The sequence below is a fragment of the Vibrio sp. Isolate22 genome, assembly GCF_022398115.1.
Taxonomy (GTDB): domain Bacteria; phylum Pseudomonadota; class Gammaproteobacteria; order Enterobacterales; family Vibrionaceae; genus Vibrio.
The window spans coordinates 41,658-56,174 of record NZ_JAKEUW010000016.1 but is presented as its reverse complement, the minus strand read 5'-3'; the positions used below and the strand labels follow the sequence as shown (position 1 = coordinate 56,174).

12 protein-coding genes are annotated in these 14,517 nt (G+C 45.3%); 7 read left to right on the top strand and 5 right to left on the bottom strand.

Features of this window, described 5'->3' with window-relative positions; genetic code table 11:
- The first annotated feature begins 384 nt into the window (after positions 1-384).
- Together ahpC and ahpF are read left to right on the top strand one after the other, a co-directional pair.
- Positions 385-942 carry an alkyl hydroperoxide reductase subunit C gene (ahpC, locus tag L1D55_RS11260; RefSeq protein ID WP_008220943.1) on the top strand — a complete coding sequence of 186 codons (558 nt, stop codon included), beginning with the start codon at positions 385-387 and terminating at the stop codon, positions 940-942.
- A gap of 201 nt (positions 943-1,143) precedes the next feature.
- Positions 1,144-2,736, top strand: a complete 1,593-nt coding sequence (gene ahpF, locus L1D55_RS11255; protein WP_239917488.1) for an alkyl hydroperoxide reductase subunit F — start codon at positions 1,144-1,146, stop codon at positions 2,734-2,736.
- 159 nt (positions 2,737-2,895) lie between these two features.
- On the opposite strand, the gene L1D55_RS11250 is transcribed toward ahpF, so the two are convergent.
- Positions 2,896-3,495 (bottom strand): LysE family translocator, encoded by a 600-nt coding sequence (locus tag L1D55_RS11250; RefSeq protein WP_239917487.1) that lies wholly within the window; start codon positions 3,493-3,495, stop codon positions 2,896-2,898.
- Between the two features lie 120 nt (positions 3,496-3,615).
- Here L1D55_RS11250 and L1D55_RS11245 point away from each other — a divergent pair, with 120 nt between their 5' ends.
- On the top strand, positions 3,616-4,101 hold the full coding sequence (locus L1D55_RS11245; RefSeq protein ID WP_004739989.1) for an Lrp/AsnC family transcriptional regulator: 486 nt from the start codon (positions 3,616-3,618) through the stop codon (positions 4,099-4,101).
- A gap of 105 nt (positions 4,102-4,206) precedes the next feature.
- On the opposite strand, the gene L1D55_RS11240 is transcribed toward L1D55_RS11245, so the two are convergent.
- Positions 4,207-5,577, bottom strand: coding sequence for an L-serine ammonia-lyase (locus L1D55_RS11240; protein ID WP_239917486.1), 1,371 nt, complete (start codon positions 5,575-5,577; stop codon positions 4,207-4,209).
- 26 nt (positions 5,578-5,603) lie between these two features.
- Positions 5,604-7,145, bottom strand: coding sequence for a sodium/solute symporter (locus tag L1D55_RS11235; RefSeq protein WP_239917485.1), 1,542 nt, complete (start codon positions 7,143-7,145; stop codon positions 5,604-5,606).
- A 348-nt stretch (positions 7,146-7,493) separates the two neighbouring features.
- Here L1D55_RS11235 and L1D55_RS11230 point away from each other — a divergent pair, with 348 nt between their 5' ends.
- The 4 genes from L1D55_RS11230 (at position 7,494) to L1D55_RS11215 (ending at position 12,475) form a co-directional block, all read left to right on the top strand.
- The gene (locus L1D55_RS11230; RefSeq protein ID WP_239917484.1) at positions 7,494-8,798 is read left to right on the top strand and encodes an MFS transporter; all 1,305 of its coding nucleotides are present in this window, start codon (positions 7,494-7,496) and stop codon (positions 8,796-8,798) included.
- A 125-nt stretch (positions 8,799-8,923) separates the two neighbouring features.
- A complete protein-coding gene (locus L1D55_RS11225; protein WP_239917483.1) occupies positions 8,924-9,940 on the top strand; it encodes a nuclear transport factor 2 family protein in 1,017 nt (338 codons plus the stop codon).
- Between the two features lie 199 nt (positions 9,941-10,139).
- A complete protein-coding gene (locus L1D55_RS11220) occupies positions 10,140-11,216 on the top strand; it encodes a porin (protein ID WP_132787379.1) in 1,077 nt (358 codons plus the stop codon).
- 233 nt (positions 11,217-11,449) lie between these two features.
- Entirely contained in the window at positions 11,450-12,475 is a 1,026-nt protein-coding gene (locus L1D55_RS11215) for a LacI family DNA-binding transcriptional regulator (protein WP_239917482.1), read from the top strand.
- Between the two features lie 71 nt (positions 12,476-12,546).
- On the opposite strand, the gene L1D55_RS11210 is transcribed toward L1D55_RS11215, so the two are convergent.
- Both L1D55_RS11210 and L1D55_RS11205 read right to left on the bottom strand, forming a co-directional pair.
- Positions 12,547-14,049, bottom strand: coding sequence for an arylsulfatase (locus L1D55_RS11210; protein ID WP_239917481.1), 1,503 nt, complete (start codon positions 14,047-14,049; stop codon positions 12,547-12,549).
- A 9-nt stretch (positions 14,050-14,058) separates the two neighbouring features.
- Positions 14,059-14,448, bottom strand: a complete 390-nt coding sequence (locus L1D55_RS11205; RefSeq protein WP_239917480.1) for a DUF4345 domain-containing protein — start codon at positions 14,446-14,448, stop codon at positions 14,059-14,061.
- Between the last annotated feature and the right edge of the window lie 69 nt (positions 14,449-14,517).

Below are 14,517 nucleotides of genomic sequence, written 5' to 3'. Positions count from 1 at the left end.
AGAGAGTATAGGGAGAGACCGTAATTAATTGAAATTATCATAAATTATATTAATGATAATTTTTCGTTATTTATAGTTACCAGGAGATCTCAGCTCACTTAAAGAAACACTGTCGACATAGATGTTCACGCTAATAGAGATAAGCCAAATGTAGAGGACAGCCTAAAGAGCATAGCTCCTCAAATAGGTGATGCTGATGTTTGATGGCTTTTACTAATTGTTTTTGTTGATAGCTTTTACCGATAGTCTTTTCTTTTCGAAGATAGGATTCGCCTATTGAATCTATAGAAATGTCCGATTTCACTAATTTTCGGTGCGGATGCAATATATCTCCATCGACGCGGGATAGCGTTAAACACTACAAATTAGAAAGAGAGTCAAATCATGATCAACACAGAAATCAAACCATTCAACGCAACAGCATTCAAAAACGGCGAATTCGTAGAAATCACTGAGCAAGACGTTAAAGGCAAGTGGGCGGTATTCTTCTTCTACCCTGCAGACTTCACTTTCGTATGTCCAACTGAGCTAGTTGACCTACAAGAAAAATACGCAGAGCTTCAATCTCGCGGTGTAGAAGTTTACTCAGTATCAACTGACACTCACTTCTCTCACAAAGCATGGCACGATACTTCTGACAAAATCGGCACTATCGAATACTTCATGGTAGGCGACCAAACAGGCACTATCACAAACAACTTCAACGTAATGCGTGAAGGTCAAGGCCTAGCAGACCGTGCTACGTTCCTAATCGACCCTGAAGGTGTTATCCAAGCAATGGAAATCACTGCTGAAGGTATCGGTCGTGACGCTGAAGACCTACTACGTAAGGTTAAAGCAGCACAATACGTAGCAGCTAACCCAGGTGAAGTTTGCCCAGCTAAATGGAAAGAAGGCGAAGAGACACTAGCACCATCTCTAGACCTAGTAGGTAAGATTTAATCTAAGCCTATCTAAAAAGAACAAATAAAACGGTTCTACAGGCGCGCTTCGGCCTCCCTCCTAAAGGGCAGTTGCGCGCCACCCTTTCAAAGCAGCAACACCACATTCAATTTGCCGACTTGCGCCCCCTTTTTATTTTCCTTTTTCAGCAAGAAGGTATTGGTCAATACCAAGACACAGAATTTAAGAGCAGGCACGATTATGTTAGATCAAGCAATGAAGCAGCAGCTAAAAGCATACCTAGAAAACTTAAAAACCAATGTTCAGTTAGTGCTGAGCCTAGATGACAGCGATACCGCACACAAACTCCAAGACCTAGCAAATGACATCGCATCTTTAACCGAAAAAATTGAAGTAACTCGCGATGATAGCGCAAGCACGCGTAGCCCTATCATGCAGGTAGTAAACCAAGAGAAAGGCACTGCGATTGGTTTCGCAGGTTTACCAATGGGTCACGAGTTCACGTCACTGGTACTGGCACTGCTTCACAGCGGTGGTCACCCTATCAAGCTTGAAGCTGACGTAATCGAGCAAATTAAAGAATTAGATCAAGAGCTTAATGTAGAGATTTTCATCTCGCTATCGTGCCAAAACTGTCCAGAAGTAGTTCAGGCATTCAATATGATGTCAGCAATTAACCCGCTGATTAAGACAACCATGATTGATGGCGCAGCATTCCAAGAGGAAGTGAAGTCTCGCGATATCATGGCGGTACCAAGTGTGTTCATTAATGGTGAACTATTCGGTCAAGGCCGTATGTCACTGGCTGAGATCCTTAATAAAGTAGACTCAGGCGCAGCGGAAAAGAAAGCGGCAAACCTAAACCAACAAGCACCATTTGACGTGTTAGTTGTGGGTGGTGGTCCTGCTGGTTCTTCAGCAGCTATCTACGCTGCACGTAAAGGCATTCGCACCGGTGTTGTTGCTGACCGATTTGGTGGTCAGGTAATGGATACCATGGCGATTGAGAACTTTATCTCTGTGAAAGCGACGACGGGCCCTAAGCTAGTGGCTAGCCTAGAAGAACACGTAAAAGAGTACGGTGTAGAAGTAATGACTGAGCAGCGTGCTGCCAACATCATTGCTGCGGAAGACACAAAAGACGGCTACATCCACGTTGAATTAGAGAGTGGTGCAACACTACGAGCTCGCTCTGTTATCACAAGTACAGGTGCACGCTGGCGTGAAATGAACGTTCCGGGTGAGCAAGAATACCGCAACAAAGGCGTGGCTTACTGCCCACACTGTGACGGTCCACTGTTCAAAGGTAAGAAAACAGCGGTTATCGGTGGTGGTAACTCAGGTATCGAAGCAGCTATCGACCTAGCAGGTATTGTGGAACATGTAACCGTGCTTGAATTTGCAGACACGCTACGCGCTGACCAAGTACTTATCGATAAAGCGAACGCAACACCAAACATTGAAATCATCAAAATGGCTCAAACCACACAAGTGTTGGGCGATGGAAACCGCGTAACGGGTCTGGAATACAAAGACCGCAACACTGAAGAGCTGAAACAGCTCGAACTCGCGGGTATCTTCGTTCAAATCGGTCTAATGCCGAACAGCGAATGGTTGAAAGGTTCGAAGGTTGAGCTTTCACCACGCGGTGAGATTGAGATTAACGCTCATGGCGCAACATCGATGAAAGGTGTGTTTGCAGCAGGTGATGTAACAACAGTACCTTACAAGCAGATCATCATTGCGATGGGTGAAGGTGCGAAAGCAAGTCTAGGCGCATTTGACCACCTAATTCGTAACCCAGCTCCAGTTAAAGAGGCTGAAACCGCTTAATCTTGTAATCAAATTTTCTTTAAGTGTCCTTGTTAACGTATCAGTTATGATTAACTTATTAGTGATGATTAACTGACTGTTTATCGTTAACGACTTTGTCGATATTTAGACACCACTCCTATGGACTTAGGAGTGGTTTTTTTCTTTGATAAAGACGCTCTACGCTGGTTGATAAAGCATAAAAGCAACCACTAACGCTAGGCTTCCACCCAAACAGCGGTTAACCATCACCATCTGTTTTGGTGATTGTAATAGACGCTGAAACATAGTGCCGCAATACGCCCAAACCAACATACACAATACACCGGTTCCCACCATGATGGTGGTGATCGTCACCACTTGAATCAGGTAATCTGCCTGTGTGGTGATGAACTGAGAAAATACAGTCAGTGAAGCAATCCATCCTTTCGGGTTCAATACTTGAATCAAAACACCAGACATAAATCCTGAGCGATTCACCGACTCTTCTTGCTCAATTTCCATGTTGGCAATCGACCACGCCATAAACAGTAAATAAGCCGCCCCAAGGTACTTCATTACCGTGTAGATCTCTGGGTAGAGGGTAAACAGGCTTACTAAGCCAGCACTTGAACCCGCCAGTATGATGATAATGCCAAAAGCGTTACCAGAGACAAAAGGCAATGTTGCCGCAAATCCATATCGGCTTGATATCCCAAGCAATGCAATGTTTCCTGCTCCCGGTGTAATTCCAATCGATATTGAAAACAACAAGAACGCCAGCATTAATTGAGCGCTCATTCTTTCTCTCCTAGTAAATAAAACGTTATTGGGAGAAGAGTTTACCGATTCGAGTAGGAATTAAATTGCTATATGCGCTAGTATAAAATCAAACTTGAGCAGACTTTTTCTAAAAACACCATGAAAGTGAAAGAATCCACCAATGAAGTGCTAGATGATACGGATATTGCCATTCTTGGACATATCCAAAAAGATGGGCGCATGAGTAACAGCAAGCTTGCCGAGAAGGTCAACCTAAGTGAAACTCCTTGCTGGCGTCGTTGGAAGCGCATGGAAGAGACGGGCTATATTGATGGATATACCGCGCAGCTTAATCGCAAAAAGCTAGGGCTTCATGTGGCAGGTTTCACCCTAGTGACACTCGGTAATCATGAGGTTGAAAACACCGAGCCTTTTGAAGAGTTTGTCGCAGTCACAGACTGGATCACCATGTGTCACTGCATTGCAGGCGGAGCCGATTACATGATTCAGGTACTGGCAAGAGATCTGGAAGAGTATTTTGAGCGAATCAGCTCAATTCGACGAGTGAAAGGCGTCAGTGCAATTCAATCAAACATTTCAGTGAAAGAGCTTAAAAACAGCTACCAACTGCCACTGCAAGATTAGTGGATTTAAAACTTAGAAGCCCAGTCAGCGATAATGCGACTGGGCTTTTTGTTGTCGTTCATACAAGAGTATCTATCTCACAAAGGCTTGAGACTGAGTTGGCCTCTACTCACAAGGGTGTGCGAGATGAATTAGCGCTAAACCGCCCAATGAGGTCTCACGATACTTCTTATTCATGTCTTTACCCGTTTGGTACATGGTCGCGATAACCTTATCCAGCGAGATTAAGGATTTGCTGTTTCGCTTCAGTGCCATGCGTGATGCATTAATCGCCTTCATCGCACCCATTGCATTTCGCTCAATACACGGCACTTGTACCAAACCACCAATTGGATCACAGGTCATACCCAGCGAATGCTCCATTGCGATTTCTGCAGCTATGCAGATCTGCTCGTTGCTACCGCCACGCAATGCAGTTAACCCCGCAGCAGCCATAGAGGATGATACGCCAACTTCACCTTGGCACCCTACTTCGGCACCTGAAATGGAAGCGTTGGTTTTATACAAAATACCGATCGCGCCCGATACCGCTAAAAAGTCTTTTAGTTGCTTGGTATCCAACTCTTTAATGAAGCGATGGTAATACATCAACACTGCTGGGATAACCCCTGCAGCACCATTAGTTGGTGATGTGACTACCTGACCGCCAGCTGCGTTTTCTTCACTGACTGCAAAGGCAAATAAGTTAATCCAATCCATGATTTCCATTGGATCGTTCTCAACCGCAGCATTCGCTTCCAACTTCTTCAGTAGGTTTGGTGCTCGGCGAGTAACGTTCAATCCACCATCAAGAATGCCTTCGGTTTCAAAACCGCGTTCCATGCAGCGAGTCATTACTCGCCAAATTTGATCAGCCTTTTCTGAAATAACATCATCGCCTTGGAAAGCCGCTTCATTTTTCAGAATCATGCCACCCAAGCTCATGCCGCTGCTTTCGGCTTTTTGCAGCATCTCATCGGCATTTTTGAATGGGAAAGGGACTTCTACGGCTTGGGTTTGAGTGCCATTTTGCAGTTCATCAGCGGTTGCGATAAAACCGCCGCCAATCGAGTAGTAGGTTTCATCGATAATCGCATTTCCAGCTTGATCAAATGCGGTAATCATCATGCCGTTTTCATGCAGAGGCAGATTGTCTTCATGGAACAACATATCTGTCTGGTAATTAAAACCGATAGCATGACTACCACTTAGTTGCATTTCACCACTGTCGATAGCGCGTCGCATCGCTTCATTAGCGCTGGTAATCTTAATCGTGTCTGGCTTATTGCCAAGCAAACCCAAGATGGTCGCTCTATCGGTGTGGTGACCTATTCCGGTTAACGATAACGAACCATAAAGATCGACCTGAACACGCCCCACCTCTGTGATTCTGTCTGCGATTAATTGTGTGAAGTGGAAACCCGCAATCATTGGGCCGTTAGTGTGTGAGCTCGATGGCCCCACACCAATTTTGTAGATATCAAAGATCGATAACATAGATATACCAGTAAAGAATCGGTCAATTAAGAAAGAGCGGCATAAAGCCAATCAGGGATAACAGTACAAGCAACAATCGTCACTACGGCAAACACCAGCAAGCCGTAGTGACTCGCGGTAGGCTTAGCGAACAAATGCTTTTGCTTAGCGATAAATTCATTCTGTTGTTGAGTCACTTCACCAAAGAAGCGGCTCACGATAACGCCAAGAACGAGGAAAACGACGGTGCCAATCAGCGCAAACCAAGGCCAAGAAATACCACTGTATTTGGCAATAAACACCACAACCACACTGCCTATGCTGCCGGCAATCACACCCTTCTCATTCGCTTTCTTGAAAAACAGCCCAAGGATGAAAGAGCCAAGACGAATACCAACGAAAATCGAGGTTAGGCTGGCAATGGTTTTAAGCACCGACTCATTTGAAACAGCCAGCAAAGCAGGAACAACTACTGACGCTGCGGCAACAAGGCTCATCTTTCTTGCTACCGATTCATAGTGTGCATCGGAGGCTGACTTACGGAAGAAGCGCTTATAGAAATCGAACGTTGCGACCGTCGCCATAGAGTTATAAGTGGAATCCAGTGTCGACATCGCCGCAGCCGACAATGCAGAAATCACAAGCCCAACAATGATTGGGTTAGTATGGTTAAACACGAAATCGAGAATCACTTCATTGCTGTTCTCAAAGCTGGTGTCTTGATAAAAGACACTTAGCAATACACCCATCACAGCAAAAAACAGATAGATGAAGAACGCGCCGTAACCACAAAGCAGCATGGATTTTTGCGCTGTCTGAACGTTTTTTGTCGCCAGTGTTCTTTGGATAATCAGTTGGTTAGTGCCATACACACTCAGATGTAAAAAGCTCACAGCCACTACGCCGGCCCACAATGTGGTATCGACGCCTAAGTCAAAATCGAGATTGATGATATTCAAATGTTCAGGAGACAACACCTCCCCCGCATCAATCTTCATCAGCAATAAACCAAAGATCGCAATGCTGCCAATAATCAATACTGCTGACTGCAGCATGTCTGTCCATATGACGGTTGAGATGCCCCCCGCATAAGTATACAAGGCGGTAAATAAACTGATGTAGATGATCGCCTCGGAGATACTCACCGGCAGCACTTGCACCAAGATCAATGCTACCGCATACAAAATTACCCCTGCCGAAATACACTGAACCACAATAAACACGATGGAATTGATCGTGCGAGCAACAACGCCAAAGCGGTGCTCTAAGTATTCATAAATCGAGGTCAGGCCGAGTTTGTAGAACACTGGAACAAAGAAAACCACAGCGAAAAAGATCACTATTGGGTAATTCAGATGAACGCTCATTGCTTCCATGCCTGAGCTATAAACCCAGCCCGGCATACCCACGAACGTCATCGCACTGATGTAGGTTGCAAGAATCGACACACCCGCCGTAAACCAACCAAATTGTTTTCCACCAGTCGAAAAGTCGCCACCGACACTATAGCGCCTATTAACTAAGTAGCTGATAAACAAAGTAGTTAGTACATAAAGAGCAATAACCACAAAACTTGAGTACGTAACCATTTTTAGATTCCGTTTATTGTATTCTTCTAATCATTCGCCGCCAATAGTACTCAAAAATGGATATTTTCCCTCAAAAACCCACAATAAGTGTGACCATTATCACTAAGATAGACGATTAAACACTCAAATCGCCCCGCCAAGCACAAAAACTCGGCTAAATGAGATCAAGATCACTAAAACACACAAAATGGGTACGCACTCATTTTAAAATTGACTTTGATCACGGATCTAATAACCACAAAAATTCTATTATCTCTCCCGAAATGAAGACGGTGTGATGAAGCTAAAGAATCAACACACAATAATTAAAACCAAAACCACCCTATATAAAATAAAGGTTTATCGGTCATGACCATTAAAAAACACATGAGCGAAGTTCCTATGATTCAAAGGGTAGCCGCATATCTAGCAATTCTAGTGGGTTACTTTTTTTATTGTTATAACTTTGTAATTATTGACTACGTACGCCCATACATCGTGGAAGAATATGCTGGTATTAGCCTTTCTGATACCGCTCAGTTCTACACTTGGCAGTCTGTTGGTGCTCTGATTGGTGCACTGAGCTGTGCATGGTTCGCAACCAAGTTCGGTAAGAAGTCCACACTAGTAGCAATTACGGCACTAAACGGTGGTGCAACCATCATCAACATGATGTTTACCGACTACGCCACTTGGGCTGCAATGCGTTTCATCATTGGACTATCTTTAGGTGGTTACTTCACTGTAGCTGTATCTTTGATGATTGGCCTATTTACACCAACGGTTCGCGGTAAGTTAACAGCATTTGCTTCTTCCATGTTCTCTGTTGCTTTAGTGGCAATGGGTGCGTACGCAGCCTTCATTACAAGTGTTGATGCACCTTGGCAGAGCCTAATGTGGGTAGGTGGTATTCCACCGCTTGTAGCAGCAGCGTTAATGATCTTTGTATTACCAAGCGACAAAACAGTGATCGCCTACGGTGAAGAAGATCAACAAACCACAACCAATGCAGCTGGGGAAGTAACCGAAGCGAAAAAAGGTTCTTGGGGTGAGATGTTAAGCAAGCCTTACCGCAAAATTACGATTACTTGTTTACTTCTTTCTGGTCTTAACTTCTACGGATTCCAATTCTTCGGTGGCTTTGTAACTACCTACCTGAAAGATGTTCGTATGTTTGATGGTGCGACCATCGGTTTGATCTTCTCTATCTCAGCATTTGGTTCACTCTTCGGTGCATGGTTCTGGGGATGGGCAGCAGATAAGTACGGTCGTAAGATCAATGCGTTCGGCTTCATCCTCGCAGGTATCATGGTTTCTATCTTCTTTGTCGCACCTGGCGACATGGTGATTGGTGGCCTAAACATGCTGGCTCTTCTAGGTCTTATCTACAACTTCGGTCTGTCTGCTTCTGCAGTATGGGGCGGTTACTTCTCTGAATTGTTCCCAGCACGCTTGCGTAGCTATGGTGCAGCTTTATTCCATGGCGGTCGTATTATCGGCATGTGGGCACCAATGGTTCTTATCTTCATCCAAGAGCGTACCGACCTACAAACAGCAATGTGGGGCTCACCAATCGTATGGATTATCGCCGGCCTACTATGGCTAACACTGCCTGAAACGCTTAAAGGTGGCGTCTTCGATAAGAGCAAAAAAGCTGAAGCAGCAAAAGCTTAATTCGACACTCATACGCTGAAGTTCAAATACGAAAAATGTAAAGCCGGCTGATAAGTCAGCCGGTAACAAAATCCAAATCGAGTCCTGTTCCGAATGTTGACTCGACAACACAAAGAGAAATTATTATGTCTAAATATCAAGAAGCTAAACGCATTGTTCGTGAATACTTCGATGCAATGGAAAACGCAACTCACGAGAACGTTGCTGAAGTTTTAAAAGCACACACTTCTGAAGATTACTTGTGGCGCGGTGTTTACCCATTCCGTGAGCAAGAAGGCGCACAAGCAGCAGCTGACATATTCTGGGCGCCAATGATGAAATCAATGACTCGCATGCAGCGTCGTCAAGACATCTTCATCGGTGGTAACAACGAAGTTAACCCAGATGAGATTTGGGTAATGAGCATGGGTCACTTCATGGGTCTATTCGACGCTGAATACCTAGGCATGCGCCCTACTGGCAAGATTATGAACGTTCGCTACGCAGAATTTAACTGTGTTGTTGATGGCAAAATCACTAAGACAGGCTTGTTCCTAGACCTTCTAGGCATGATGGATCAAGCGGGTTGTTACCCACTTCCACCGTCAACTGGTAAGCACTTCGTATACCCTGGCCCACGCAACCACGATGGTCTGCTATTCGAAGACGCGGCTCCAGAGGAAGGTGTTGCGACACTTGCTCTAGTAAACAAAATGGTTGATGACCTGTCTGCTCTTAACGACAGCGGTGCGATGGGTTGCCCACCAGAAGTGCTAGCGAAGAGCTGGTCAAAAGACATGATTTGGTACGGCCCATGTGGTATCGGCGCGTCTTACACAATTCCTCGCTACCAACAACAGCACCAACTTCCTTTCCGTAACAACCTGAAAGACAAGAAGTTCAACGGCCACGTTTGTCGTTTCGCTGAAGGTAACTTCTCTTGTTTCTTCGGTTGGCCAAACCTATCAAACACACCAACAGGTGGCTTCCTAGGTATGACTGGTGGTGAAGTACGTGCAAACATGCAAGTAGTTGACGTTTACTACCGTGACGGTGACAAACTGTCTGAGAACTGGGTTCTTATCGACCTTCCTTACTGGCTACAACAGCAAGGTCTAGATGTGTTCGAACGCACTTCAACCATCATGAACCCAACGCTGTAACTGTGTCCTATTGTCTATCTAGTCCATACCTACACTAGATAAACATGGCTGCCGAGGGCTCCTTCTCGCCCTCGGCAACTTGCTCCACCCAAGATAACCAACTTGTGCCTAACGGATGGGCACACCCTGCCAAACCATTACCTATATAACGGGCTTGAAAGCACGGCGGCTTTCTACGGCCTGAATAAAGAGAATAACAATGAAAAAGTCGATTCTTTCAGCAGTGATCTTGACAGCACTTACTTCGGGTTCTGCTTTTGCTGCACACACTTTTACCAATGACGCGGGCGACAGCCTGACCCTAGATGGCCGTTTTGACGTTCGTTACCAAGACAAAGGTGGCGACCATAACGGTGAATGGAACAGCGGTAGTTCTCGTTTCGGTCTTAAAGGTCAAATGGGACTAGACAACGACTGGACTGGCTTTGGCCATGCCGAATGGGGTTACAACTCAGGTGCTAACGGCGACAATATTTACGACCGACTTCTATACGCTGGCGTAGAGCACGAAAAATACGGCAAGATTGCTGCAGGCACTAAGCAATGGTCGACCTTCTACGATGTGGCTTGGTTTACCGATATGGGTCGTGTGTTTGGTTCACGTGGCTCTGGCTACTACAACCTATCTGACTGGGGTATTGCTTCTGGTACAGGCCGTGCCGAAAACTCAATCACCTACCGCAACAACATCAACGACAACTGGAAATACGGCTTCACTTACCAAACCACTCGTGAAGATGTTGGCCTAGCTGACGGTTTAACCGCGACGCTGAAAAACGGTATGGGTGCGTCAACGCTTTACACTGTGATGGATGGCTTAACCATTGGTTTGGCTTACCACCAGAATGAGTTTGATGATGTTGATGCCGGCGTGCAAAACATTAAAGATGGCGATACCCAGCGCATCGGTTTATTGGGTGTGAACTACACCAATGATGGCCTATTTGTTGGTTTCACTTACAGCCAGGGCTCAAACTGGGAAACCACCAGCCAAGCTGAATTCTACGACCACCGTGGTGCTGAATTCTTCACGTACTACCACTTTGAAAACGGTCTGCGTCCAACCTTTAACGTTAACTACTTAACAGATACAGACGACAACGCTAACGGCTACGAGCGTCAGCTGATCATCCCTGGTCTTGAGTACCACTTTAAGAAAAACAAGTTCTTAGTGTGGACGGAATACCAATTCGACAACGGCAACGACAAATCAGTGGGTAACCGCTACGAAAACAGCGACGACCAATTCGCTGCAGGTATTCGTTACTACTTCTAATGGCTGAATAAAGCGTTAGATAAGTAAGAAGTATTGAACAACACTGTCCAACTAAAGCTCTACAATCTGCTTATGCATGTACGTAGAGCTTTCTTTTGGGTCATACCCAAGATAATACCCAACAACCTCAATTAGCCCTTATCTTTCATAACATTCTAATGCATTGCTTTTTTGAATACGTACCTATCTATGATACTCTACACGCCATTAATTCGGCTTATAATGCATAGTCTATGAACTCTCCAAAACACGCTTCGGTATCCAAAGCAACCGTAACTTCAAAAGATGTCGCTAAACTTGCTGGCGTTTCTCAATCGACTGTATCTCGTGTATTTGTACCGGGTAGTTCAGTTTCTGAAAAGACCAAGCAGAAAGTATTTGAAGCCGCGAAAGCACTCAACTATCGCCCTAATGCTTTTGCAAGAAGCCTGACGACCAATGAATCAAAGTTGATTGGTTTGGTCTTCCCTGATGCGGATTACCCAATTCATATGAAAACCCTGCAGCTCATCTCTACTGAGTTACAAAAACAGGGTTATTCTGCGGTACTGATTCCGTGGCAAGTCGATGGTAATGACAACCACTCGATTCCTAACATCTTCCAATATCGAGTCGATGGTGTGATCGCCGCATCAGCCACCTTCAATAAGTCGCTTTATGAAGAGTGTGAAGAGTTCGACATCCCTATTGTTCAGTATGCACGCGTGGTGGAAGGTACTAAGAGTAGCCATGTCGTAAGCGATAACTATGCAGCAGGCCAAGTTGCCGCTCAGCACTTGCATAGCGTTGGAACAAAGTCAGCGGTTTACCTAACCGGTAATGTCCCTACTTACACCAACGGCGAACGTGAAGCCGGTTTCTGCTCTGAGTTCGAAGATCTAACAGGTAAGCAAGCTCGTGTTATTGAAGCGGATTATGACTACCTTGATGCACTAGAAACGATTCGAGCTATGTTTGCAGAATCACCTACGCCAGAAGCGATATTCTGCGCGACGGATAACTTGGCGATGGCAGTCATGGACGTAGCTCGATTAGAGTTCAACTTGCGTATTCCTGAAGATCTGCAAGTCATTGGTTTTGATGATATTCCTCAAACGCAGTGGCTTAACTACCAGCTCACAACATTCAAACAAGATTTCAAACGCCTTGCTCGTGAATCAGTGAAAATTGTGGTGAACCAAATTCAAGATCAGGATACCAGTCTAGTAAAACTGATGGTTCCGGTTAAGTTTATTGAGAGAAACACGACGCTCAAATAAAGCTAAGATTAAGACGTAATTCAACAAAAATCCCGCTCACACAGAGCGGGATTTTTATTATTCTCTTTCCACTAATTCCCCACACCACCGGTATTGTCTGGCTGAGTTTCTGGCGTCTTAGGTGGCCACTCTTTGAAAGTCGCTAGGTGTTGCTGTACCGCCGCTTGAGCCGGGCCAAATGCCCACATTTTTTGTCCCATCCACTTCAAGTACATGCCCGATTCTTCTGCCGCTCGCTCATACGGATCTCGACGTAAGTTAAACAGTAGCGGTGCATTGAGCTCTTCTTTAGGGCCACTCCAACCATGATTTTGAACCACGAAGTGCGCCTTCCAATCTCCTACTCGAACCGCTTGTAGCTTATCTCGCTCGTAGTAGTAAATCTCTTTACGATTCGACTCACCTTTTTCCGTCAACATATCGACTTGGTTATAACCATCGAGGTGTGCTTTAAAGCCATCGTGACCTTTTAGCATTTTCTCTTTCAGATCAGCAGGACCACCCGCAGCTGCAACCAATGTCGGTAGCCAGTCCATACCATCAAAGATGCCGTTACCCACACTACCCGCTGGAATCTTACCTGGCCAACTAACGAGAGCTGGAGCACGAACGCCACCTTCCCAAGTCGTGCCTTTCTCACCGTGGTATGGTGTCATACCACCATCAGGCCAAGTCATGATTTCAGGGCCATTATCAGCCGTGAAAATGATGATGGTGTTGTCAGCAATGCCGAGCTCCTCCATTTTCGCCATCATCTCGCCAACATGATCATCAAGATCTTTCATCACCACTTCTTGAAGTCCCCACCCATTCTGACCAAGCATAGCCTCATATTCAGGTGATAGGTGCGTCCATACGTGACCGCGTGATGGACAGTACCAAGTGAAAAATGGCTTATCCGCTTCAACCGCCCTTTCGATGAAGTTGATCGCGTGTTTATTTACTTCATCATCTAGTGTACGCATACGCTCGATAGTTAGCGCGCCATCGTCTTCAATGGTTTGTCCGCCTTTGCCATCGGATTTCGCGTAAATCACATTGCGAGGCGCAAAAGCATCCAACGAACCGTCTTTTGGCCAGTCTGGATCTTCGGTGTATTCCATCGCATTCAGGTGATACAACCAGCCCCAATACTCATCGAAGCCGTGCATTGTGGGTAAGAATTCATCACGGTCACCTAAATGGTTTTTACCAAACTGACCTGTCACGTAACCCATGGTTTTGAGAATTTCTGGTAGTGTTGGCGTATCCGCATGCAGCCCAACAGGCCCACCCGGTAAGCCCACCGTGTGCATACCCGTTCGCACTGGTAACTGCCCCGTTAAGAACGCAGAGCGACCCGCCGTACAAGAGGGTTGCGCGTAATAATCAGTAAGCAGCATGCCTTTTTCGGCAATACTATCAATGTTTGGTGTTTCACTACTCATCACACCATTATGATAAGCACTGAGGTTTGATATCCCAATATCATCCGTAAAGATAACAAAAATATTCGGTTGTTCTTGGGCTGACCATGCCGATAGCGAAAAGCTACTCAACACACTCAGAACGACAAGGTCGAAGATCCTTTTCATAGAATTTCCTTATACTGTTTCAGATTGCTCTTTGTGAACCATTTTTATTCCTACCAAACCAAAGCCAAGCTCCAATAATAAATAAACAACAAGTAGCCAATGAGGCATACCATCCACCACCAAGCTAATGACTCGGCCGGCAGCCAAGCCCAACATGAAGACCACCAAACTGTAGAGTGCTGGCAGTCGGTATTTCTTTAGTAGCGCCCCTGCGATCCAAAACAGAGCCAACGCTAAGTACAAACCCATCACAGCACGAAAGATGTGGGTGACATTGACGGGAGTTGCATCAATTCCGAAAAGATAATCGAGGGAGACAACGGGAGCATAACCGTACGACAATGCAATCGGTGTTAAACCCAAAACAGCGACGAACAAAAAAACACTTTGTGGCTTCATATCCTTACTCTTTTAATTTGGCTCTTTTCAAAAAACATAGTCTACAATCAGCAATATACAAGTTGCATA

Bases quoted from the DNA above. Each gene is read 5' to 3' on its own strand.
- ahpC (WP_008220943.1), top strand. From the start codon at position 385: ATGATCAACACAGAAATCAAACCATTCAACGCAACAGCATTCAAAAAC.
- ahpF (WP_239917488.1), top strand. From the start codon at position 1,144: ATGTTAGATCAAGCAATGAAGCAGCAGCTAAAAGCATACCTAGAAAAC.
- L1D55_RS11250 (WP_239917487.1), bottom strand. From the start codon at position 3,495: ATGAGCGCTCAATTAATGCTGGCGTTCTTGTTGTTTTCAATATCGATT.
- L1D55_RS11245 (WP_004739989.1), top strand. From the start codon at position 3,616: ATGAAAGTGAAAGAATCCACCAATGAAGTGCTAGATGATACGGATATT.
- L1D55_RS11240 (WP_239917486.1), bottom strand. From the start codon at position 5,577: ATGTTATCGATCTTTGATATCTACAAAATTGGTGTGGGGCCATCGAGC.
- L1D55_RS11235 (WP_239917485.1), bottom strand. From the start codon at position 7,145: ATGGTTACGTACTCAAGTTTTGTGGTTATTGCTCTTTATGTACTAACT.
- L1D55_RS11230 (WP_239917484.1), top strand. From the start codon at position 7,494: ATGACCATTAAAAAACACATGAGCGAAGTTCCTATGATTCAAAGGGTA.
- L1D55_RS11225 (WP_239917483.1), top strand. From the start codon at position 8,924: ATGTCTAAATATCAAGAAGCTAAACGCATTGTTCGTGAATACTTCGAT.
- L1D55_RS11220 (WP_132787379.1), top strand. From the start codon at position 10,140: ATGAAAAAGTCGATTCTTTCAGCAGTGATCTTGACAGCACTTACTTCG.
- L1D55_RS11215 (WP_239917482.1), top strand. From the start codon at position 11,450: ATGAACTCTCCAAAACACGCTTCGGTATCCAAAGCAACCGTAACTTCA.
- L1D55_RS11210 (WP_239917481.1), bottom strand. From the start codon at position 14,049: ATGAAAAGGATCTTCGACCTTGTCGTTCTGAGTGTGTTGAGTAGCTTT.
- L1D55_RS11205 (WP_239917480.1), bottom strand. From the start codon at position 14,448: ATGAAGCCACAAAGTGTTTTTTTGTTCGTCGCTGTTTTGGGTTTAACA.